This is a genomic window from Pseudomonas sp. LFS074 (assembly GCF_047978165.1).
GTDB lineage: Bacteria > Pseudomonadota > Gammaproteobacteria > Pseudomonadales > Pseudomonadaceae > Aquipseudomonas > Aquipseudomonas putida_P.
In genome coordinates, this window is the sequence record NZ_JBFPFV010000003.1 from 294,447 (window position 1) to 317,140 (window position 22,694).

The following is a 22,694-nucleotide window of genomic DNA, read 5'->3' on the forward strand; positions in this document are numbered from 1 at the left end:
CACAGTCCTTGTGGGAGCGGGTTTACCCGCGAAGGGGCCCGATCAGGTGATATCAATTCAGGCACTCACCAACCGCTGCCCCGACACCGCCGGGTGATACAGCGGCTGCACCTTGTTCCCCGCCGGGTCCAGCAGGTGGAAGCTGCGCGCCCCGTCACCATGGTTGAAAGGCCGGTCCAGCAAGGTCACGCCATGGGCCTTGAAGTACTGGTACCACGCCTCCAGCTCCTCCACGCTGTCCACGCTGTCCACGATGAACCCGTAGTGATCCAGGGTCTGCAACCCATTGGCCGCCCCGGCCCCCCGCCCCAGCGACAGGTTGTCGTTACCGCAGGTGAGGTACACCAGGTCCTCGTTGGCGCGGTTCAGCACTTCCATGCCCAGCACATCGACGTAGAAACGCTCACACTCTTCAAGGTTGGGTACCAGCAAAGCGATGTGGCGCAGGCCATTCAGGCGGCCAGGGCGTGCAGGCAATTCGGACATTGGCGGGGCTCCATTTTTGTATACAATTCAAAGCAGAATTTAAAACAAAAGGAGCGCTTTGTGTATAGCTTGTTCATCAAGACCCGAGTGAAGCCCGGCTGCGCCGAAGCTTTCCTGACCGCGATCAAAGTCAATGCCGCAGCTTCCGTCGCCAGCGAACCAGGCTGCCTGGTGTTCGATGTGTCGCAGGACCGGTTCGACCCAGACGTGATCTACCTCTACGAAATCTATCGCGATGATGCGGCGTATGACGCGCACACCCAGACCGCACATTTCCGCGATAGCCGCCCATTGATCGAGCCCCTGATCGCCAAACAGGAATGCTTCGAAAGCGATGTGATCACGCGCAACCCGATGTACTAGCTGAGATGAAAAAGCCCCGGCTCAGGCCGGGGCTTTGTGCATAAGTGGCCAAATCCGTTTGGCCGACGGGACATTCCTTACTCGGATTTCAGGCCATCAGCCGAAACGGCCTGCACACCTTTGATCTTCTTGGCGATGGCAACAGCCATCTCTTTCTGTGCATCGGTCACCGCCACATCGGACGACAGCGACACGACACCCTTGTTGGTTTCGACTTTGATGTCGCTGCCAGGCACACCTTTCTCGGTCATCAGGTCAGCCTTCACCTTGGTGGTGATCCAGGTGTCGGAGGTAGCTTCCTTGGCTTTGGTCACCTCACCAGCCGCCAGAGTCATCGGCGCCTGGGTAGATTGCTGGGCGAATGCCGCGTTAGCCATGGTCAGGGTCAGAGCGGTGGCAGTAGCGGCAGCAATGGCGAACTTCTTCATGTGGGTCACTCCTGTTTTTCGAAAGGTCTGCGCCGTATGTCCTGGCGTCAGGTATGAGGGTAGTTGCATGTGCTGTGCCAGCTTTACCGCTTCGCTTGAACCTTTATAAATCAATGACTTAGCTAAACGCCATCACTTGAGCGTTCGTGCATTTTGCAATCAGCGTGGGAAACCTGCATGCAAGATGCAAGTCCGCTAAAGGTTCCCGTCGCGCATGAAAAAAGGGCCCCGAAGGGCCCTTTCCGTGTTGCGTGCAACCGTCGCTTAAACGCCCGAGGCCTTGGCCGCAGCTACGTCCTTGATCGACAGCTTGATACGGCCGCGGTTGTCCACGTCCAGTACCAGCACTTCGACTTCCTGGCCTTCTTTGAGGATGTCGGTGACTTTCTCGACGCGAGCATCGCTCAGCATGGAGATGTGCACCAGGCCGTCCTTGCCAGGCAGGATGTTGACGAAGGCGCCGAAGTCGACGATGCGCTCAACCTTGCCGACGTAGATCTTGCCGATCTCGGCCTCTGCGGTGATGCCCAGGATGCGCTGCTTGGCAGCCTCTGCCGCTTCCTTGGTTTCGCCGAAGATCTTGATCGAGCCGTCGTCTTCGATGTCGATCGAGGCCTTGGTCTCTTCGCAGATGGCGCGAATGGTGGCGCCGCCTTTGCCGATAACGTCACGAATCTTGTCGGTATCGATCTTCATCGCGATCATGGTCGGGGCGTTGGCCGACAGTTCGGTACGCGACTGGCCAATGATCTGGTTCATCTGACCGAGGATGTTCAGGCGCGCTTCCAGGGCTTGGCCCAGGGCGATTTCCATGATCTCTTCAGTGATGCCGTTGATCTTGATGTCCATCTGCAGCGCGGTCACGCCCTTGGCGGTACCGGCTACCTTGAAGTCCATGTCGCCCAGGTGGTCTTCGTCACCCAGGATGTCGGTCAGGACCGCGAACTTCTCGCCTTCCTTGACCAGGCCCATGGCGATACCGGCAACCGGTGCCTTCATCGGCACACCAGCGTCCATCAGCGCCAGGGAAGCACCACAGACCGAAGCCATGGAGCTGGAGCCGTTGGATTCGGTGATTTCCGAAACCACGCGAATGGTGTACGGGAACACGTCAGCGGCAGGCAGCATGGCCTGAACCGAACGACGAGCCAGACGGCCGTGGCCGATTTCGCGACGGCCAGCACCGCCCATACGGCCACACTCACCTACCGAGAACGGCGGGAAGTTGTAGTGCAGCATGAAGGGGTCTTTCTTCTCGCCTTCGAGGGTGTCCAGCAGCTGGGCGTCACGGGCAGTACCCAGGGTCGCAACGACCAGGGCCTGGGTTTCGCCACGGGTGAACAGCGCCGAACCGTGAGTCTTCGGCAGCACGCCGACTTCGATGTTCAGCGGGCGAACGGTCTTGGTGTCGCGACCGTCGATACGTGGCTTGCCGTTTACGATGTTTTCGCGAACGGTGCGGTATTCGATTTCGCCGAAGATTTCTTTCACTTCGGAAGCCGAAGGCTGGCCTTCTTCACCGGAGAACTTGGCGATCGCCTGATCGCGCAGCTCGCCCAGACGCGCATAGCGGTCGGCCTTGACGGTGATGGTGTAGCCCTGCGAAACCGCTTCGCCGAACTCGGCGCGGATAGCGTTGAACAGCTCGGTGTTGGCAACTGCAGGTTTCCAGTCCCAGGTCGGCTTGGCAGCTTCGGCGGCCAGCTCTTTGACAGCCTGGATCACAGCCTGGAATTCGTCGTGGGCGAACAGTACAGCGCCCAGCATCTGGTCTTCGGTCAGCTCTTGAGCTTCCGATTCAACCATCAGTACGGCGTCGGCGGTACCGGCAACGACCATGTCCAGGCTCGAGGCAGCCAGTTGCTCGTAGGTCGGGTTCAGCAGGTAGCCGGTGCTTTCGTGGAAAGCAACGCGAGCGGCGCCGATCGGGCCTTCGAACGGGATGCCGGAAATGGCCAGGGCAGCCGAGGTACCGATCATCGCAGCGATGTCCGGGTCGGTCTTCTTGCTGGTGGAAACCACGGTGCAGACAACCTGCACTTCGTTCATGAAGCCTTCCGGGAACAGCGGACGGATCGGACGGTCGATCAGGCGCGAGGTCAGCGTCTCTTTCTCGGAAGGACGGCCTTCACGCTTGAAGAAGCCACCCGGGATCTTGCCGGCGGCGTAGGTCTTTTCCTGGTAGTGAACCGACAGGGGGAAGAAGCCCTTGCCTGGATCAGCCTGTTTGGCGCCTACCACAGTCACCAGCACGGTGACGTCGTTGTCGACGGTAACCAGCACGGCGCCGGTTGCCTGACGGGCGATACGGCCCGTTTCGAGAGTAACGGTCGATTGACCGAACTGGAAAGTCTTGATTACCGGGTTCACGGTTTCCTACCTTTTTCAGTGGCTCTTGGGGGAACTGGTTTCTTGCGAATTCTTGGGCAGAACGGGGAATCGGCCCCATTGACCGTCCAGATACAACACGAGGTTGGGAGCCTGGCTGAAGAGCGGAAAACCGCTCAACTTCACCAGGCTGCCAACCTCGGAGATACGCATGACATGCTCATAGACAACGCTGCCAGGCAGCGTTGCCAATGCATGAGACACGCCATGCACACCACTGACCAGGCCGCTATTAGCGACGCAGGCCCAGGCGACCGATCAGGGCGCTGTAACGAGTGGTGTCTTTGCCCTTCAGGTAGTCCAGCAGCTTACGACGCTGGTTTACCATACGGATCAGGCCACGACGCGAGTGGTGGTCTTTACCGTTGGCCTTGAAGTGGCCTTGCAGCTTGTTGATGTTCGCGGTCAGCAGAGCAACCTGAACTTCTGGGCTACCAGTGTCGCCAGCGGCTTGCTGGAAGTCGGTAACGATTTGAGCTTTTTCTTCAACGCTGAGGGCCATTTGGCTTCTCCTGATAACGGATCCCGCATGCGGGGTCCAATAGGCCAGGGACAAATCCCTGTATTAATAAAAAAGGTGTGACCGTGCCTACTGACAGCCACCCTTGATTCCGTGAGACCCGGCAACAGCCTGGCCCCGCGGTTTCGGTCATTCCGACCGAATCAGCCGACGCGGCGCAATGCGCCCGTCTTCGCTCACTTCACCGATACCGATGAAGCGCGCATTATGATCCTGTACCCGGACCATGCCAAATTGTGGCGCGTCCGGCGCGCGTACCGCCTGCCCATGCAGCCAGTAGAACGCACTGTGTTCCGACAGGCTGACCATCGGCCAGTCCTGCAGCCCGCTGTCAGATGGCATCAGGAAGCGGTCGAGCGCTTCGTTGCCACCGTCGGCATGGGCCTGTTCGAGTTCCTCGAGGGTAACCGTCTGTGCCAGCGCGAAGGGCCCGGCCTGGGTCCTGCGCAGCTCGGCGACATAAGCGCCGCAGCCTAGGGCTTCACCGATATCCTCCACCAGGGTGCGGATATAGGTGCCTTTGCTGCATCCTACGCTCAACCGTGCACGGGTGCCTTCGCACTCGAGCAACTCCAAGCGGTTAATAGTAACAGAACGCGCCTCGCGCTCCACTACCTCTCCTGCACGCGCCAGTTTGTACAGCGGCTGGCCATCACGCTTGAGCGCCGAGTACATGGGCGGTATCTGGCTGATGGGGCCACGAAAACGTGGCAGCAGCGCCTCGATATCGGCGCGACCAACGGTCACGTCGCGGGTCTGCAGTACCTCGCCCTCGGCATCGCCGGTGTTGGTAGTCTGCCCCATCTGCATGACGGTTTCGTAGCCCTTGTCGGAATCGAGCAAGTACTGCGAAAACTTGGTCGCCTCGCCGAAGCACAGCGGCAGCACGCCGGTTGCCAACGGATCGAGGCTACCGGTGTGGCCGGCCTTTTCCGCATTGAGCAGCCAGCGCACCTTTTGCAGGGCGGCGTTGGACGTGAAGCCCAGCGGCTTGTCGAGCAGGATGATGCCGCTGACATTGCGGCGGATACGTTTGACCTGGGCCACCACTTACTCCTTGGTGCCCGACTCGTCGGCATCCTTGTGCAGGCGGTCTTCGGCCACTGCACGCTCGATCAGCGCCGACAGGTGCACACCACGGCTGACACTTTCATCGAAGTGGAAGTGCAGCTGCGGCACGCTGCGCAGTTGCATCGAACGCCCCAGGTGCAGACGCAGGAAGCTGGCAGCGCTGTTCAATGCCTTGAGCGACTGCTGCACGGCGTCCGGGGTTTCCTCGCCCATGACGGTGATGAACACCTTGGCATGGCCCAGGTCACGGCTGACGTCCACGGCGGTGATGGTCACCAGACCGACGCGTGGGTCCTTGACTTCGCGACGGATCAGTTCGGCCAGCTCGCGCTGCATCTGATCGCCAATACGTTGGGTACGGCTATATTCTTTGGCCATTCTTGCTACCTGTAACTTAAAGCGGCAAACGCCCGGACAGACGAATGCCTGACCGGGCGCTACCTGAAGAGGTACCGCAAGCCGCCCTGTAGCGGGCGCTTGCGGCTCGCTCGCCCTTAAAGGGTACGAGCCACCTGGACTTTCTCGAAGACTTCGATCTTGTCGCCGACCTTGACGTCGTTGTAGCTCTTGACGCCAATACCGCACTCCATGCCCGAACGCACTTCGGAGGCGTCGTCCTTGAAGCGACGCAGCGATTCCAGCTCGCCTTCGAAGATCACAACGTCGTCGCGCAGTACGCGGATCGGACGGTTGCGGTAAACGGTACCCTCGATGACCATACAGCCAGCGATGGCGCCGAACTTCGGCGAACGGAACACGTCACGCACTTCGGCGACACCCAGGATGTTCTCGCGAACATCGCTGCCGAGCATGCCGGTCAGGGCCTTCTTGACGTCTTCGATGATGTCGTAGATCACGTTGTAGTAACGCATATCCAGACCTTCTTGCTCGACGATCTTGCGCGCACCGGCATCGGCACGCACGTTGAAGCCGAACAGTACTGCGTTCGAAGCCAGTGCCAGGTTGGCGTCGCTTTCGGTGATACCACCGACGCCACCACCAATCACACGCACCTGCACTTCGTCGTTGCCCAGGCCGCCAAGCGAGCCCTGCAGTGCTTCCAGAGAACCACGCACATCGGTCTTGAGAACGATGTTGAGGGTTTTCTTCTCTTCCTGACCCATGGTCTCGAAGATGTTTTCCAGCTTGCCGGCGTGAGCACGGGCCAGCTTGACCTCGCGGTACTTGCCTTGACGGAACAGGGCAACTTCACGGGCTTTCTTCTCGTCGGCAACCACGGACAGCTCGTCACCGGCTTCCGGGGTACCGTCCAGGCCGAGGATTTCGACCGGGATCGACGGGCCGGCTTCCTTCACAGGCTTGCCGTTCTCGTCGAGCATGGCACGCACGCGGCCATAGTTGGAACCGCACAGAACCATGTCGCCCTGACGCAGGGTACCGTCCTGAACCAGGATGGTCGCCACTGGGCCACGGCCCTTGTCCAGGCGCGATTCGACGACCACGCCACGACCTGGAGCGGTCGGGGTTGCAGTCAGTTCGAGGATCTCGGCCTGCAGCAGGACAGCTTCGAGCAGTTCGTCGACGCCGGTACCCATCTTCGCCGAAACCTTAACGAACGGAGTGTCACCACCCCAGTCCTCGGAGGTTACGCCTTCGACGGACAGTTCGTTGCGGATGCGATCGAGGTCAGCACCTGGCTTGTCGATCTTGTTCACCGCAACCACCAGCGGAACGCCAGCTGCCTTGGCATGCTGAACGGCTTCGCGGGTTTGAGGCATCACGCCGTCGTCCGCTGCCACCACCAGGATGACGATGTCGGTCGCCTTGGCACCGCGTGCACGCATCTGGGTGAAAGCTGCGTGGCCCGGGGTGTCGAGGAAGGTGACCATACCGCGGTCGGTTTCCACGTGGTAGGCACCGATGTGCTGGGTGATACCACCGGCTTCGCCAGCGGCAACCTTGGCACGACGGATGTAGTCGAGCAGCGAGGTCTTACCATGGTCAACGTGACCCATGACAGTAACCACCGGTGCACGCGACTCGGTCTGGCCTTCGAATTTCAGCGATTCGGCCAGGGAGTCTTCCAGCGCGGTGTCGCTGACCAGGGTGACCTTGTGGCCCAGCTCTTCTGCGATCAGCTGAGCGGTTTCCTGGTCGAGCACCTGGTTGATGGTGACCGGAGTACCCATCTTGAACATGAACTTGACCACTTCAGCGCCCTTGACGGACATCTGGTTGGCCAGCTCGGAGACCGTGATGGTCTCGCCGATGGTCACGTCACGGATGACGGGGCCAGTCGGGTTCTGGAAGCCGTGCTGATTACGCTTTTTCAGCTTGCCCTTGCCGCCACGACCACGACGAGCGCCATCGCTCTCTTCGTCGGTAGTGCGCGGAGCAGCACGCGGAGTCGGCGCCTTTTCCTTCTCCTTGACCTTGACCTTGATCGACACACGAGGCGCCTCGCCACGACGACGGTCGTCATCGCGAGTACGGCTTTCGTTGCGACGGGTCTCGTCCTTCTTGCGCTCGGCAGCACGGGCTGCAGCGTCTTCGGAGGCCGGAGCGTCGGCGACTACCGGGGCCGGGGCAGCGGCAGGAGCCGGCTCTGGCTTGGCGGCAGGCGCAGGGGCGGCTACAGCGGAGTCGGCCGCCTGACGACGGGCTTGCTCTTCGTTGCGCTGGCGAACTTCGGCCTCGACCTTGTCGCGAGCGGCATTTTCAGCCGCGCGGCGCTCATCCAGCTCACGCTTCTGCTCAGCCTGGATTTCTTCCGGGCTGCGCTGCACGAAAACTTTCTTCTTGCGTACTTCTACGCTGATGCTCTTGCTACCGGCGACACGCAGGGTGCTGGTGGTTTTGCGCTGCAAGGTAATCTTGCGCGGCTCTTCCGCCTTGCTCTTGTGGCTGCTTTTCAAATGAGTCAGCAGGGTCTGCTTCTCATTGTCGGTCACTACCTGACCGGCGTCGGTGTGCGGCAGACCTGCCTCACGCATCTGCTGCAGCAGGCGCTCTACCGGTGCCTCGACCTCTTGGGCCAGTTCTTTCACCGTGACTTGCGTCATGCACTTCTCTCCTCAGGCCGCGCCTAATTACTCGAACCAGTGGGCTCGGGCGGCCATGATCAACTTGCCGGCACGCTCTTCGTCGATGCCGTCGATGTCGAGCAGATCGTCGATCGACTGCTCGGCCAGGTCTTCGCGGTTAACCACGCCGCGCACCGCCAGTTCAGCCGCCAGGTCCTTGTCCATGCCCTCGAGGGAGAGCAGGTCTTCGGCCGGGTGGGCGTCTGCCAGTTTTTCTTCGGTAGCGATGGCCTTGGTCAACAAACGGTCCTTGGCTCGAGCGCGGAGCTCATTGACGATATCTTCGTCAAAGCCATCGATGTTGAGCATTTCTTCCAACGGTACGTAGGCAATTTCTTCGAGGCTGGTGAAGCCTTCGTCGACCAGCACTTGGGCCAGCTCCTCGTCGACTTCCAGTTCATCGATGAAATTGCGCAGGATGTCACCGGTTTCGGCCTGTTGCTTGGCCTGGATGTCCTTCTCGGTCATCACGTTCAGGGTCCAGCCGGTCAACTGACTGGCCAGGCGAACGTTCTGACCGCCACGGCCAATGGCCTGGGCCAGGTTGTCCTCGGCGACGGCGATGTCCATGGCATGGGCATCTTCATCAACGATGATCGCCGCGACTTCGGCCGGCGACATGGCGTTGATGACGAACTGCGCCGGGTTATCGTCCCACAGGACGATATCCACACGCTCACCACCCAGCTCCCCGGATACGGCCTGGACGCGCGAACCACGCATGCCGATGCAGGCACCTTGCGGGTCGATACGCTTGTCCTTGGAGCGGACGGCGATCTTGGCTCGCGAACCCGGATCACGGGAAGCAGCCATGACTTCGATGAGGCCCTCGGCGATTTCCGGCACTTCAATGCGGAAAAGCTCGATCAGCATCTGCGGCGCGGTGCGCGACAGAATCAGCTGTGGGCCACGGTTTTCAGTGCGAATTTCCTTGAGCAGCGCACGCAGGCGCACGCCAACACGGAAGGTTTCGCGCGGAATGATGTCTTCGCGAGCCAGCAAGGCCTCGGCATTGTTGCCCAGGTCAACGATGACGTTGTCGCGGGTAACCTTTTTAACGGTACCGGAGATGATCTCGCCCACGCGTTCGCGGTAGGCATCGACCACCTGGGCGCGCTCGGCCTCACGGACCTTCTGCACGATGACCTGCTTGGCGGTCTGGGCGGCGATACGACCGAACTCGATGGACTCGATCTTCTCCTCGATCACGTCACCGACCTTGGCTTCAGGGTGGGTGTCCTTGATCTTGTCCAGCCAGGTCTCGATTGCCGGATCATCAAGATCGGCTTCGTCGACCACGGTCCAACGACGGAAAGTCTCGTAGCTACCGGTGTGGCGATTGATTTCCACACGCAGGTCGACTTCGTCTTCAAAACGTTTTTTGGTTGCAGTGGCCAGGGCCACTTCCAGCGCTTCGAAAATGACGCCGGGCGGTACACCTTTTTCGTTGGATACCGATTCAACAACCAGCAGTACTTCTTTGCTCATCGTACGCCTCGCCTTGCGCAAGCCATTGGGCCCGGATAGTCCGCCGGGCCCGGCACGTCTCAGTCAAAACTGGGAATAATATTGGCCTTGTCGATCGAGTCGATCGGTAACAGGAACTCTTGGTTGTCCACCTGGACCACCACATCCTGCTCCTCCACACCACGGAGAAGGCCCTGGAAGTTACGACGACCCTCGAAGGGTGAGCGCAGCTTGATCTTCACTTGTTCGCCGGCATGCGAGGCAAACTGTTCCAGAGTGAACAGTGGGCGATCCATGCCTGGAGAAGACACCTCGAGGGTGTACTCACTGCTGATTGGATCTTCCACATCGAGGATTGCGCTGGCCTGACGACTGACCGCTTCGCAGTCCTCCACCAGAATGCCGCCTTCCTTGTCGATGTAGATGCGCAGTACCGAATGCTTACCCTGGGAAACGTATTCGATCCCCCAGCACTGATAGCCCAGACCCTCGACAACCGGGGCCAACAAGGCCTGCAACTGTTCTAGCTTGCTCGACACCTGAACCCCCTCGTGCATGCTGTGCAAATAAAAAATGGGCGAAGCGCCCATCCCTGAAAGCGCCGTTGGACAACGACGCCGAAAACTGTTCGGTTAGCAAAAAGCCCCTGAAAAGGGGCTCCGCTGAAGCTGGTTGCGGGGGCTGGATTTGAACCAACGACCTTCGGGTTATGAGCCCGACGAGCTACCAAGCTGCTCCACCCCGCGACAAAGCTGGGGCAAAAGTATAAGACCGAACCCTACTGAGGGTCAAATCCAAACATTCACCTACAAGAAAGCCCGCTAAAGCGGGCTCTCAAGCTTTAATTGGTACCGAGAAGGGGACTCGAACCCCTACACCCTATGGGCACAACCACCTCAAGGTTGCGTGTCTACCAATTCCACCACCTCGGCAATACTACTACTTGAAACCCGTTACTTCTGCTCTTCTGCCGGAGGAGGTACATCACCCGTGTTATTGGTGGTTTCGCTCTCCTGCTGTTGGAGCACCGGTACATCATCATTAACTGCCGGTTTTTGCTGCTCTTTCACTTCTAGCACTGCTGGATCTGGAAGACCTGCTTGGCTAAGCTGGTGAGCTTGTTGCTTCGCGAAGTATCCTAACCCAAGTGCTGTCAAAAAGAAAGTGGCAGCGAGTATAGCAGTTAATTTACTTAGGAACGTTGCAGAGCCTTGGCTCCCGAACACGGTGTTTGAGGCACCCGCGCCGAAAGATGCACCTGCTTCAGCACCTTTACCCTGTTGCAACAGAACCAGCACTACAAGCGACAGCGCTGCCAACAGATGAAAAACAACGATGACTGTTTCCAGCATTTGTTCAGTTTCCTGCGGCGCGACAAATTGCACCGAATTCGTCTGCGTTCAGGGAAGCCCCACCAATGAGACCCCCATCGATATCCGGCATGCCGAACAGTTCGGCCGCATTGGCCGCCTTCACGCTGCCGCCGTAGAGCAACTGCACCTTCGCAGCTACTTCAGCATCTTCTGCCGCCAGCTGGCCGCGGATGGCGGCGTGCACATCCTGGGCCTGCTGTGGCGTGGCCGTAAGGCCAGTGCCGATGGCCCATACAGGCTCATAGGCGATTACTGCATTGGCAAAAGCCTTAACACCGAATGCTTCGATGATACTGCTTAGTTGACGCCCGACAACTTCAAGCGTTTTGCCAGCCTCGCGCTCTTCAAGGGTTTCCCCGATGCAAAGCACTGGCTTCAAACCTTTGGCCTGGGCCGCTGCAAACTTGCGATTGAGCACTTCGTCGGTTTCACCAATGACTTGGCGACGCTCCGAGTGACCAATCAACACCAACTTGCAACCTGCTTCAACCAGCTGCTCCGGAGCAACTTCCCCGGTCAGCGCACCCTGTTCGGGTTGTACAGCAGAATTCTGTGCGCCGACAGTAATTTCTTTACCCGCCAAGCCATCGATCACTTGATTGATGAACAGGGCTGGTGGAAATACCGCGACTTCCACTCCGCTCGGCAAGGCGAGATTGCTCAAGCCTTCGGTCAGCTCAGCGACGCTAGCGCGGGTACCGTGCATCTTCCAGTTACCAGCTACCATAGGGCGACGCATGCTTTACCTCGTCGGTCAAAGTGGGCGCAGATCTTACCCAACCAGATCTGCGCTGGCAAGCGCCATCAGACACAAACTTCGCCAACCAGTTTGGCCAGTGCTTCAGCATGGCCACGCACCTGGGTTTCGTCTTCGCCTTCGACCATGACCCGCACCAGCGGCTCGGTACCAGACTTGCGCAACAGCACACGACCGCGACCGGCCAACGCTTCAGTGACCTTGGCACTGGCATCCTTGACGGCCGGGTGCTCCAGCGGGTCGACCTTGCTGGCGCCGAAGCGCACGTTGATCAACACCTGCGGGCACTTGCGCAGCGCCTGACGGGCCTGCGCCAAGGTTTCGCCACGGCGCTTGAGCGCCATCAGCACCTGCAAAGCGGCAATGATCGCGTCACCGGTGGTGGTGTGGTTGCAGCACACGACATGGCCGGAGTTTTCGCCACCAACCAGCCACTCGCGCTCCAGCAGCTCAGCCATGACATAACGGTCGCCGACCTTGGCCCGCACGAACGGGATATCCAGGTCTTTCAGTGCAAGCTCCAGGCCCAGGTTGCTCATCAGCGTGCCGACTACCCCACCTTGCAGCTTGCCACGATCGTGCAAGTCGCGAGCAATGATGAACAGCAGTTCGTCACCGTCGACGATGGCGCCGGTGTGGTCGACCATCAGCACCCGATCACCGTCGCCATCGAAGGCAATGCCAAGGTCGGCATGGCCCACCAGCACGGCAGCCTGCAGCGATTCGATGTGGGTCGAGCCGCAGCCTTCGTTGATGTTCAGGCCGTCTGGTTGCGCATGCAGCACGGTCACATCGGCACCCAACTCGCGGAACACGCTTGGCGCGACCTTGTAGGTGGCGCCGTGGGCGCAATCGACCACCAGTTTGAGGCCATCGAAGCTGGTGCTGCTCGGCACGCTGCTCTTGCAGAATTCGATGTAGCGGCCCGCCGCGTCGTTGATGCGCGACACCTTGCCCAGCTTGCTCGAATCGACAACCGTCATCGGCTGGTCGAGCAGTTCCTCGATCATCAGCTCGACTTCGTCAGGCAGCTTGGTGCCCTGACCGGAGAAGAACTTGATGCCGTTGTCTTCGTGCGGGTTGTGCGAGGCACTGATGACAATGCCCGCCTGGGCATGGAATGTGCGCGTCAGGTAGGCGATGGCTGGTGTAGGCATTGGCCCCAGCAGCATGACATCGGCACCCGCGGCGGCCAGGCCGGCTTCGAGCGCGGACTCGAACATGTAACCAGAGATACGCGTGTCCTTGCCCACCAGCACCCGGCAATGGCCCTGCTTGCGGAACGCCATGCCAGCCGCCCAGCCAAGCTTCAGCATGAAGTCAGGCGTGATCGGGTATTCGCCGACGCGGCCACGAATGCCGTCGGTACCAAAGTATTTTCTGCTCATAGGGACTCCAATGTTCTTATTCGGCGTTTTGCACCGCAGCGATCATGCGCACTACATCGACAGTTTCGGCCACATCATGGACACGAAGTATGCTCGCCCCCTTGGTCATGGCCAACGCCGCCAGCGCAAGGCTGCCGTACAAGCGCTCGCCGACCGGACGTTCCAGCGTCAGGCCGATCATGCTCTTTCGTGAAACACCCACCAGCAGTGGGCGCCCAAGGCGATAGAGCGCTTCCATGTGCTTGAACAGGCTCAGGTTGTGCGCCAGTGTCTTGGCGAAACCAAAGCCCGGATCAAGAATGATTCTGTTTGAATCGATGCCCGCCGCCGAACAGGCGGCCATCCGCTGCTCAAGATAACGCGCAACGTCGGCGGTCACATCTTCGTAATGCGGGTCATCCTGCATGTTACCCGGCTCGCCACGCATGTGCATGAGGCACACCGGCAGGCCAGTATCGGCCGCGGCGTCCAGAGCGCCATCGCGCTCCAGGGCGCGCACGTCATTGATCAGCCCGGCGCCTAGACGCGCGGACTCGCGGATGACGGCAGGCGTCGAGGTATCGACCGAGATGACCACGTCAAGGCGACTATTGATCGCCTCAACCATTGGCGCCACCCGCTCCAGCTCTTCGGTCACCGATACTGCGCGTGCGCCCGGCCGCGTGGACTCGCCGCCGATGTCGATCAGCGTAGCGCCGGCGGCAACCATTGCCTCGGCATGGCGCAGGGCCTCGTCACGCTGACTGAAGCGCCCGCCATCGGAGAAGGAATCGGGGGTGATATTGAGAATACCCATGACATGGGTACGTGACAAATCAAGAACCCGGTTGCCGCAAGGCAACCGGGTCGGGTACTGCACTGAGCTCATAGATGCCCTTAGTGTTGAGCTGCTGGGCCGCCGATTGGCGATTCCGGACGATCATTCTGGGCCGCAGGCGTACCCGAGTCCTTGTCATCGTCCCAGTCACGCGGCTCGCGTGGCGTACGCCCAGCCATGATGTCGTCGATCTGATCGGCATCGATGGTTTCGTACTTCATCAACGCTTCGGTCATCGCTTCAAGCTTGTCTCGATTCTCGATCAGCAGCTGCTTGGCAGTGGCGTAGCACTGATCGATGATGCTGCGCACTTCGGAGTCGATCAGCTTGGCAGTCTCGCCGGACACACTGGCGTGCTGGCTGCCGGCGCTACGACCGAGGAATACCTCACCCTCTTCTTCTGCGTACATCAGCGGGCCGAGTTTTTCCGACAAGCCCCACTTGGTCACCATGTTTCGGGCGATCTGGCTGGCACGCATGATGTCGTTGGACGCACCGGTAGTCACGCCATCGAAGCCCAGGGTCATTTCTTCGGCGATACGACCACCGTACAGCGAACAGATCTGGCTGATGAGCGCGCGCTTGGACAGGCTGTAACGGTCTTCTTCCGGCAGGAACATGGTCACGCCCAAGGCACGACCGCGCGGAATGATCGAAACCTTGTAGACCGGGTCGTGCTCTGGCACCAGGCGACCAACGATGGCATGGCCAGCCTCGTGGTAGGCAGTGTTACGTTTTTCTTTCTCGGACATGACCATGGTCTTGCGCTCGGCGCCCATCATGATCTTGTCCTTGGCCAGTTCGAACTCTTTCATTTCGACCAGGCGCTTGTTGGAGCGTGCGGCAAACAGCGAAGCCTCGTTGACCAGGTTGGCCAGGTCGGCACCGGAGAAGCCTGGGGTACCACGGGCAATGACCGCCGGGTTGACGTTCTCGCCAACCGGTACTTTGCGCATGTGCACCTTGAGGATCTGTTCGCGACCACGGATATCCGGCAGGCCGACCACCACCTGGCGGTCGAAGCGACCCGGACGCAGCAGCGCAGGGTCGAGTACGTCCGGACGGTTGGTAGCAGCGATAACGATGATGCCATCGTTCATCTCGAAGCCGTCCATCTCCACCAGCAACTGGTTGAGGGTTTGCTCACGCTCGTCGTGACCGCCGCCCATGCCGGCGCCACGGTGGCGACCAACGGCGTCGATCTCGTCGATGAAGATGATGCACGGGGCGTGCTTCTTGGCCTGCTCGAACATGTCGCGCACACGGCTGGCACCGACACCGACGAACATCTCCACGAAGTCCGAACCGGAAATGGTGAAGAACGGCACTTTCGCTTCGCCAGCAATGGCCTTGGCCAGCAAGGTCTTACCGGTACCGGGCGGGCCAACCATCAGCACACCACGTGGAATGCGGCCACCCAGGCGCTGGAACTTGCCTGGATCGCGCAGGAACTCGACCAGCTCGCCAACCTCTTCCTTGGCTTCGTCGCAGCCGGCAACGTCGGCCAGCGTGGTCTTGACCTGGTCTTCGGACAGCAGGCGCGCCTTGCTCTTGCCAAAGCTCATCGGCCCGCCCTTTCCGCCTGCGCCGCCTTGCATCTGGCGCATGAAGAACATGAACACGGCAATGATCACCAGGATCGGGAAGCTCGCCACCAACAGCTGCGTCCAGATGCTCTGCTGCTCAGGCTGCTTGCCTTCGACAACCACATGGTTGTCGACCAGGTCGCCGATCAGGCCATTGTCGGTAATGGCCGGACGCACGGTCTTGAAGCTGTCGCCGTCGGCGCGCTTGCCGGTAATGATGTAGCCGTCTACGGTCACACGCTCGACCTTGCCATCCTTGACCTGCTGGATGAAGTCGGAGTAGTTGAGGGTCTGCGGCTCGTTAGGGCTGGAGAAGTTGTTCATCACTGTCACCAGGACAGCTGCGATGATCAACCACAGGATCAGATTCTTTGCCATGTCGTTCAATTCGCTACCCTCTGAGGCCGGCGCACGACGCAGCCGTGCCTCGCATGATATTCATCGCCCTAACTTACTACATTACCTACGCAGCCGCAGGCACCGTCTGTAACCCTTTGTGAAAGCTAGACTACACGAAGTTCGGACGATCCTGACGCAGTGGCCGATTGGAATTAACTATCGGCCACCCCGCTTCACACCTTTCATGCCCCTTTGAAGCCTCTGCCCAACAGGTATTGCTCACGGGAGCGATCCCGCGACGAAGATGGCTTGCGCATTTGCACTTTGTCGAACTTGCTGCGCACGTCCTTCAGGTACACGTCAAAACCTTCGCCCTGGAAAATCTTGATCAGGAAGTCGCCGCCGGGCTTGAGTACGCGGGTCGCCAGATCGAGGGCCAGCTCACAGAGGAACATGGCACGCGGTATGTCCACCGCGGGCGTACCACTCATATTGGGGGCCATGTCGGAAATCACAAGGTCTACGTGCGAATCGCCGACAGCCTCGAGAATGCGCTGCAGCACTTCATCGTGGGTGAAGTCACCCTGAATGAAGGTCACATCAGCGATCGAGTCCATTTCCAGAATGTCGGAAGCGATCAGGCGACCCTGGCCACCAATCAGACGACTGGTCACCTGGGACCAGCCACCAGGCGCGGCGCCGAGGTCGATCACACTCATGCCAGGGCGGATCAGACGGTCCTTCTCCTGGATCTCCAGCAGTTTGTAGCTCGCACGCGAGCGGTAGCCATCCTTCTGCGCCTGCTTCACAAAAGGGTCGTTAAAATGCTCTCGCAGCCAGTTGGCGCTGCTTTTGGAACGTTGTACCACGGGGCACCTCGATGATATGCGTCGTGATTGACTGGGCGGAGCCGGTGGCCCTCGGGTAAAATGCCGGTCAATTTTACAGAATCAGACGGAAAGGGTCAGATTATGCCGCTCAATAACGAGCAGAAGAAGCAATACAAGTCCATTGGTCATGACCTGAAGCCGGTCCTGATCGTTGCTGGCAACGGTTTGAATGAAGGCGTCATCGCCGAATTGGAGCGCGCGCTGGTCGACCATGAGCTGATCAAGGTCGAAATTCGCTCGGAAGACCGCGAAGAACGTGCCGAAACCATTGCAGAACTGTGCAAGGCCGGCCGTGCCGAGCTGGTGCAGACCATCGGCAAGAAAGCCCTGATCTACCGCAAGAACCCACAGCCGAACAAGCAGCTGTCCAACATCCACCGTTACAAGTAACGGTAGCTCCGATCAGTGGCGCGGTGAACGCGCCCTGACCGGGACCGGTTGGGCCACCAGCACGATGCCGGAAAAACCCAGCACCAGGAAACAGAACATCTGCCAGCGCTCGCCTACGGAAATACCGTAGCGCAAGGTGTAATACCCCACGCACGCACCGAAACCGAGCAACAACATCTGGCCACGAAACTGCCGCCACCAGGCCGCCAGGCCGTCCACCCTCGCCAGCACCGCAAGCTGGGTCAACAAACCAAGCAACGCCACGCCGATCAACCAGCGGTCGATCTGCCCGGCGATATCCTGCACCAGCAGCGGCGCCAGGCCACTGACCTTGAGCGCAGGCACCAGCCCCACATGGAACACCCACAGGCCACCGACCCAGAACACCTGGGCCAATTGCCAGAGGATCCCCTCGAGGGATGGCGCCCGCAGGCGCCGGTCAGATGTGCTTGACTTCGACAATCTCGTACTCGACCGTGCCGCTAGGCGTCTTGACGACGACAGTATCACCTTCTTCCTTGCCGATGATGGCACGGGCAATCGGCGCACCGCTTGAGAGCTTGCCCTGTTTCACGTCGGCTTCATCCTCGCCGACGATCTGATAGGTCACCTCTTCATCGGTTTCGGTGTTGGCCAGTACCACGGTGGTACCGAAAATCACCTTGCCGGTGTGAGGGATCGTGGTCACGTCGATCACGACCGAATTCTGCAGACGGCCTTCGATATCGCGGATACGCGCCTCGACCATGCCCTGCTCTTCACGGGCAGCATGGTATTCGGCGTTTTCCTTGAGGTCACCCAGCTCACGTGCTTCACCGATCGCCTGGCTCAGGCGTGGGCGCTCGGTCTTGCTCAGGAACAGGTGCTCCTCTTCCAGGGCGCGAGCGCCCTGGACGGTCATCGGGTACTTGGTAATGCTCATGCTTTCAGTCCTGCATGCAGATCTTGCAAGCGACGAACGGTCTTTTCCGGACCAAACTTCAGCGCTTCGCAGATGGCTTCACCGGCCGCAATGGTCGTGGTGCAGTAAATCTTGTGCTGCAGCGCATTGCGACGAATCGAGTAGGAATCGGCGATCGACTGGCGGCCTTCGGTGGTGTTGATGATCAGCGACACTTCGTCGTTCTTGATCATGTCGACCACGTGCGGGCGACCTTCGGTCACCTTGTTCACACGGCGTACTTTCAGGCCAGCCGCCTCGATAACCTTGGCGGTGCCAGCAGTTGCAACCACTTCGAAGCCCAGGGCGATCAGGTCGCGAGCAACGCCTGCCACTTGTGGCTTGTCGTCGTCACGCACGCTGATGAACGCGGTACCGCCGGTCGGCAGCACTTCGCTCGCACCCATCTGAGCCTTGGCGAAGGCTTCACCGAAGCTGTCACCGACACCCATGACTTCACCGGTCGATTTCATCTCAGGGCCGAGGATCGGGTCAACCCCTGGGAACTTGGCGAACGGGAAGACGGCTTCCTTGACGCTGTAGAAGTTCGGGATGATTTCCTGGGTGAAGCCCAGCTCTTTCAGGGTTTTGCCAGCCATGACGCGGGCGGCGATCATGGCCAGGGAAGTGCCGATGCACTTGGACACGAACGGCACGGTACGCGAGGCACGCGGGTTGACTTCGATCACGTAGATCTTGTCGCCCTGCAGGGCCAGCTGCACGTTCATCAGGCCGACCACGCCCAGCTCCAGGGCCATTTTCTTGACCTGTACGCGGACTTCGTCCTGCACTTCCTTGCTCAGCGAGTAAGGAGGCAGCGAGCACGCCGAGTCACCGGAGTGAACGCCGGCCTGTTCGATGTGCTGCATGATCGCGCCGATGACCACGTCGGTGCCGTCGCACACCGCATCCACGTCCATCTCGATGGCGCAGTTGAGGAAGTGGTCGAGCAGTACCGGGCTGTCGTTCGACACCTGAACCGCTTCACGCAGGTAGCGCTTCAGCTCGTCCAGCTCGTAGACGATTTCCATGGCGCGGCCGCCCAGTACGTAGGATGGGCGCACAACCAGCGGGTAACCGATGCCGCCCGCAGCGCGGATGGCTTCTTCTTCACTGCGCACGGTGGCGTTTGGCGGCTGCAGCAAGCTCAGGCGCTGAACCATCTGCTGGAAGCGCTCACGGTCTTCGGCGCGGTCGATGGCGTCAGGACTGGTACCGATGATCGGTACGCCAGCTTCTTCCAGAGCGCGGGCCAGTTTCAGCGGGGTCTGGCCGCCGTAGTGAACGATCACGCCTTTCGGCTTCTCGACGCGGCAGACTTCCAGCACGTCTTCCAGGGTCAGCGGCTCGAAGTACAGACGGTCGGAAGTGTCGTAGTCGGTAGAGACGGTTTCCGGGTTGCAGTTGACCATGATGGTCTCGTAACCGTCTTCACGCAGCGCCAGGGCAGCGTGTACGCAGCAGTAGTCGAACTCGATACCCTGGCCGATACGGTTAGGGCCGCCACCCAGGATCATGATCTTGTCGCGGGTCGACGGGTTGGCCTCGCACTCTTCCTCATAGGTGGAGTACAGGTAGGCGGTGTCGGTGGCGAACTCGGCGGCGCAGGTGTCGACGCGCTTGTACACCGGGAACACTTCCAGCTTGTGGCGGTGACGGCGCAGGTTCTTGTCGGTGATGCCCAGCAACACAGCCAGACGCTGATCCGAGAAGCCCTTGCGCTTGAGGCGCAGCATGTAGTCCTTGTCGATCGCCGACAGGGCCAGGGTCTTGACCTTCTCTTCTTCCTTGATCAGATCTTCCATCTGCACCAGGAACCACATGTCGATGCCGGTCAGGGCGAAGATTTCTTCACAGGTCATGCCCGAACGCATGGCGTCAGCCACGTACCAGATACGCTCGGCACCCGGCACGGTCAGCTCGCGCTTGAGGATGCTGGCAGCTTCCGGGCTGGCCAGGTCGACTTTAGGGTCGAGGCCGCAAGCACCGACTTCCAGGCCGCGCAGGGCTTTCTGCAGGGATTCCTGGAAGGTACGGCCGATGGCCATGACTTCACCCACGGATTTCATCTGGGTGGTCAGGCGGGCGTCGGCTTTCGGGAATTTCTCGAAGGCGAAGCGTGGCAGCTTGGTGACGACGTAGTCGATCGACGGCTCGAAGGAAGCCGGGGTGCGGCCGCCAGTGATGTCGTTCTGCAGCTCGTCGAGGGTGTAGCCAATGGCCAGCTTGGCGGCGATCTTGGCGATCGGGAAGCCGGTAGCCTTGGAAGCCAGGGCGGACGAACGCGAAACGCGCGGGTTCATCTCGATCACGACCATACGGCCAGTGTTCGGGCAAATACCGAACTGCACGTTGGAACCGCCGGTTTCCACACCAATTTCACGCAGCACCGCCAGCGAGGCGTTGCGCATGATCTGGTATTCCTTGTCGGTCAGGGTCTGTGCCGGAGCGACAGTGATCGAGTCACCGGTGTGCACACCCATCGGGTCGAAGTTTTCGATGGAGCAGACGATGATGCAGTTGTCCTTTTTGTCGCGGACCACTTCCATCTCGTACTCTTTCCAGCCGATCAGCGATTCGTCGATCAGCAGCTCTTTGGTCGGCGACAGGTCCAGACCACGGGTGCAGATTTCTTCGAACTCTTCACGGTTGTAAGCAATACCACCGCCAGTGCCACCCATGGTGAACGACGGGCGGATGATGCATGGGAAGCCGAGCTTCTCGAGGACCGCATTGGCCTCTTCCATGCTGTGGGCGATACCGGAGCGCGGGCACTCCAGGCCGATGTCCTTCATCGCCTTGTCGAAGCGCGAACGGTCTTCAGCCTTGTCGATAGTGTCGGCGTTGGCACCGATCATCTCTACGCCGAACTTCTCCAGAACGCCGTGGCGCTCCAGGTCCAGGGCGCAGTTCAGTGCAGTCTGGCCACCCATGGTCGGCAATACGGCGTCTGGGCGCTCTTTCTCGATGATCTTGGCCACCGACTGCCACTTGATCGGTTCGATGTAGGTGGCGTCGGCCATGGCCGGGTCGGTCATGATGGTGGCTGGGTTGGAGTTCACCAGGATGACGCGGAAACCTTCCTCGCGCAGGGCTTTACAGGCCTGGGCGCCGGAGTAGTCGAATTCGCAGGCCTGGCCGATCACGATCGGGCCAGCGCCGAGAATCAGGATGCTTTTGATGTCTGTACGTTTTGGCATGGTGGTCACTCAAATCCGGGGTCAGTCGGCAAGCCGCTTTGAACAATCTGGGTCAGGCGCTTCCGGGCGCGGCAGGAGCCGGCCCGGGGCCTTGATGCAGGATGCTCAGCGGCGCTTGGCCATGGCATCGGTGAAACGATCGAACAGTGGCGCGACGTCGGTCGGGCCTGGGCTCGCTTCAGGGTGGCCCTGGAAGCTGAACGCGCTCTTGTCGGTACGCTCGATACCTTGCAGGGTGCCGTCGAACAGCGACTTGTGGATGGCGCGGACGTTACCCGGCAGGGTGGCTTCGTCAACGGCAAAGCCGTGGTTCTGGCTGGTGATCATGACCACGCCGGTGTCCAGGTCCTGGACCGGGTGGTTGGCACCATGGTGGCCATGGCCCATTTTCACGGTCTTGGCGCCGGAAGCCAGGGCCAGCAGCTGGTGACCGAGGCAGATGCCGAATACCGGGATCTCGGTTTCGAGGATTTCCTTGATCGCCTGGATGGCGTAGTCGCACGGCTCGGGGTCACCAGGGCCGTTGGACAGGAACACGCCGTCCGGGTTGAGTGCCAGCACTTCGCTGGCCGGGGTCTGGGCCGGCACCACGGTCACGCGGCAGCCACGGGCAACCAGCATGCGCAGAATGTTCAGCTTGACGCCATAGTCGAAGGCAACCACGTGATACGGCAGGTCGGCAGCGTCGATGGTCGGGTGGCTGTCGGTTTTCAGCTCCCACACACTGGAGCGCCATTCGTAGCGTTCCTTGGTGGAGACAACCTTGGCCAGGTCCATGCCCTTCAGGCCTGGGAAGCCACGGGCAGCGGCGATGGCGGCTTCTTCGCTGATGTTGTCACCGGCGAGGATGCAACCGTTCTGGGCGCCCTTTTCACGCAGGATACGGGTCAGGCGGCGGGTGTCGATGCCGGCGATGGCAACGACGTTGTTGGCCTTGAGGTACTCAGGCAGCGACTGGGTGTTACGCCAGTTGCTGGCCAGCAGCGGCAGGTCACGGATGACCAGGCCAGCGGACCAGACGCGGTTCGACTCGGCATCTTCCGGCGTGGTGCCGGTGTTGCCGATGTGCGGGTAGGTCAGGGTAACGATTTGCTGCGCATAGGAAGGGTCTGTAAGGATTTCCTGGTAGCCGGTCATAGCGGTGTTGAATACCACCTCACCAACGGTCTGACCGTCGGCACCAATGGCTTCACCGCGAAAAATACTGCCGTCGGCAAGGGCGAGTATGGCTGGCTTTGTCAAGAAGA

22 protein-coding genes and 2 tRNA genes are annotated in these 22,694 nt (G+C 60.1%); 2 read left to right on the forward strand and 22 right to left on the reverse strand.

Going from position 1 to position 22,694, the window contains the following annotated elements:
- Positions 1-57: 57 nt before the first annotated feature.
- A complete protein-coding gene (locus ACNQP3_RS25325) occupies positions 58-486 on the reverse strand; it encodes a VOC family protein (RefSeq protein ID WP_264316561.1) in 429 nt (142 codons plus the stop codon).
- Between the two features lie 60 nt (positions 487-546).
- Between ACNQP3_RS25325 and ACNQP3_RS25330 the strand changes: the two genes are divergently transcribed.
- Entirely contained in the window at positions 547-849 is a 303-nt protein-coding gene (locus ACNQP3_RS25330) for a putative quinol monooxygenase (protein WP_264316562.1), read from the forward strand.
- Between the two features lie 77 nt (positions 850-926).
- On the opposite strand, the gene ACNQP3_RS25335 is transcribed toward ACNQP3_RS25330, so the two are convergent.
- The 17 genes from ACNQP3_RS25335 to rlmE form a co-directional block, all read right to left on the reverse strand.
- The gene (locus tag ACNQP3_RS25335; RefSeq protein ID WP_012274238.1) at positions 927-1,277 is read right to left on the reverse strand and encodes a BON domain-containing protein; all 351 of its coding nucleotides are present in this window, start codon (positions 1,275-1,277) and stop codon (positions 927-929) included.
- A 264-nt stretch (positions 1,278-1,541) separates the two neighbouring features.
- Positions 1,542-3,647, reverse strand: a complete 2,106-nt coding sequence (gene pnp / locus ACNQP3_RS25340) for a polyribonucleotide nucleotidyltransferase (RefSeq protein WP_012274239.1) — start codon at positions 3,645-3,647, stop codon at positions 1,542-1,544.
- A 15-nt stretch (positions 3,648-3,662) separates the two neighbouring features.
- On the reverse strand, positions 3,663-3,818 hold the full coding sequence (locus tag ACNQP3_RS25345; RefSeq protein ID WP_012274240.1) for a hypothetical protein: 156 nt from the start codon (positions 3,816-3,818) through the stop codon (positions 3,663-3,665).
- 79 nt (positions 3,819-3,897) lie between these two features.
- Positions 3,898-4,167 carry a 30S ribosomal protein S15 gene (gene rpsO, locus ACNQP3_RS25350; RefSeq protein ID WP_012274241.1) on the reverse strand — a complete coding sequence of 90 codons (270 nt, stop codon included), beginning with the start codon at positions 4,165-4,167 and terminating at the stop codon, positions 3,898-3,900.
- A 147-nt stretch (positions 4,168-4,314) separates the two neighbouring features.
- Positions 4,315-5,232, reverse strand: coding sequence for a tRNA pseudouridine(55) synthase TruB (gene truB / locus ACNQP3_RS25355; RefSeq protein WP_012274242.1), 918 nt, complete (start codon positions 5,230-5,232; stop codon positions 4,315-4,317).
- A gap of 3 nt (positions 5,233-5,235) precedes the next feature.
- Positions 5,236-5,634, reverse strand: a complete 399-nt coding sequence (gene rbfA, locus ACNQP3_RS25360; RefSeq protein ID WP_012274243.1) for a 30S ribosome-binding factor RbfA — start codon at positions 5,632-5,634, stop codon at positions 5,236-5,238.
- 116 nt (positions 5,635-5,750) lie between these two features.
- Positions 5,751-8,279, reverse strand: a complete 2,529-nt coding sequence (gene infB, locus ACNQP3_RS25365) for a translation initiation factor IF-2 (protein WP_012274244.1) — start codon at positions 8,277-8,279, stop codon at positions 5,751-5,753.
- 27 nt (positions 8,280-8,306) lie between these two features.
- On the reverse strand, positions 8,307-9,788 hold the full coding sequence (gene nusA, locus ACNQP3_RS25370) for a transcription termination factor NusA (RefSeq protein WP_009685349.1): 1,482 nt from the start codon (positions 9,786-9,788) through the stop codon (positions 8,307-8,309).
- 59 nt (positions 9,789-9,847) lie between these two features.
- The gene (gene rimP / locus ACNQP3_RS25375) at positions 9,848-10,306 is read right to left on the reverse strand and encodes a ribosome maturation factor RimP (RefSeq protein ID WP_012274245.1); all 459 of its coding nucleotides are present in this window, start codon (positions 10,304-10,306) and stop codon (positions 9,848-9,850) included.
- 130 nt (positions 10,307-10,436) lie between these two features.
- Positions 10,437-10,513, reverse strand: a tRNA-Met gene (locus tag ACNQP3_RS25380).
- Between the two features lie 100 nt (positions 10,514-10,613).
- Positions 10,614-10,699, reverse strand: a tRNA-Leu gene (locus ACNQP3_RS25385).
- A gap of 21 nt (positions 10,700-10,720) precedes the next feature.
- Complete coding sequence (secG, locus tag ACNQP3_RS25390) at positions 10,721-11,119, reverse strand: preprotein translocase subunit SecG (protein ID WP_264316563.1); 399 nt, start codon at positions 11,117-11,119, stop codon at positions 10,721-10,723.
- A gap of 4 nt (positions 11,120-11,123) precedes the next feature.
- Positions 11,124-11,879: a triose-phosphate isomerase gene (gene tpiA, locus ACNQP3_RS25395; RefSeq protein ID WP_012274247.1), complete on the reverse strand. Its 756-nt coding sequence runs from the start codon at positions 11,877-11,879 to the stop codon at positions 11,124-11,126.
- A gap of 65 nt (positions 11,880-11,944) precedes the next feature.
- Entirely contained in the window at positions 11,945-13,285 is a 1,341-nt protein-coding gene (glmM, locus tag ACNQP3_RS25400) for a phosphoglucosamine mutase (protein ID WP_012274248.1), read from the reverse strand.
- A 16-nt stretch (positions 13,286-13,301) separates the two neighbouring features.
- Positions 13,302-14,153 carry a dihydropteroate synthase gene (folP, locus tag ACNQP3_RS25405; protein WP_012274249.1) on the reverse strand — a complete coding sequence of 284 codons (852 nt, stop codon included), beginning with the start codon at positions 14,151-14,153 and terminating at the stop codon, positions 13,302-13,304.
- Between the two features lie 8 nt (positions 14,154-14,161).
- Positions 14,162-16,066, reverse strand: a complete 1,905-nt coding sequence (gene ftsH, locus ACNQP3_RS25410; protein ID WP_012274250.1) for an ATP-dependent zinc metalloprotease FtsH — start codon at positions 16,064-16,066, stop codon at positions 14,162-14,164.
- Between the two features lie 203 nt (positions 16,067-16,269).
- Complete coding sequence (gene rlmE / locus ACNQP3_RS25415; protein WP_012274251.1) at positions 16,270-16,896, reverse strand: 23S rRNA (uridine(2552)-2'-O)-methyltransferase RlmE; 627 nt, start codon at positions 16,894-16,896, stop codon at positions 16,270-16,272.
- 102 nt (positions 16,897-16,998) lie between these two features.
- Between rlmE and yhbY the strand changes: the two genes are divergently transcribed.
- Positions 16,999-17,307, forward strand: coding sequence for a ribosome assembly RNA-binding protein YhbY (gene yhbY, locus ACNQP3_RS25420; protein WP_003249945.1), 309 nt, complete (start codon positions 16,999-17,001; stop codon positions 17,305-17,307).
- Between the two features lie 12 nt (positions 17,308-17,319).
- Here yhbY and ACNQP3_RS25425 read toward each other — a convergent pair whose 3' ends face one another.
- From ACNQP3_RS25425 to carA, 4 genes are all read right to left on the reverse strand, one after another.
- Positions 17,320-17,769, reverse strand: a complete 450-nt coding sequence (locus ACNQP3_RS25425; protein ID WP_012053750.1) for a hypothetical protein — start codon at positions 17,767-17,769, stop codon at positions 17,320-17,322.
- Entirely contained in the window at positions 17,747-18,223 is a 477-nt protein-coding gene (gene greA / locus ACNQP3_RS25430; RefSeq protein WP_024717413.1) for a transcription elongation factor GreA, read from the reverse strand. Before greA ends, ACNQP3_RS25425 begins: the two co-directional genes overlap by 23 nt.
- Positions 18,224-18,225: 2 nt before the next feature.
- Positions 18,226-21,447, reverse strand: coding sequence for a carbamoyl-phosphate synthase large subunit (gene carB / locus ACNQP3_RS25435; protein WP_012274252.1), 3,222 nt, complete (start codon positions 21,445-21,447; stop codon positions 18,226-18,228).
- Positions 21,448-21,552: 105 nt separating this feature from the next.
- Entirely contained in the window at positions 21,553-22,689 is a 1,137-nt protein-coding gene (gene carA, locus ACNQP3_RS25440; protein WP_003249935.1) for a glutamine-hydrolyzing carbamoyl-phosphate synthase small subunit, read from the reverse strand.
- Positions 22,690-22,694 lie beyond the last annotated feature (5 nt).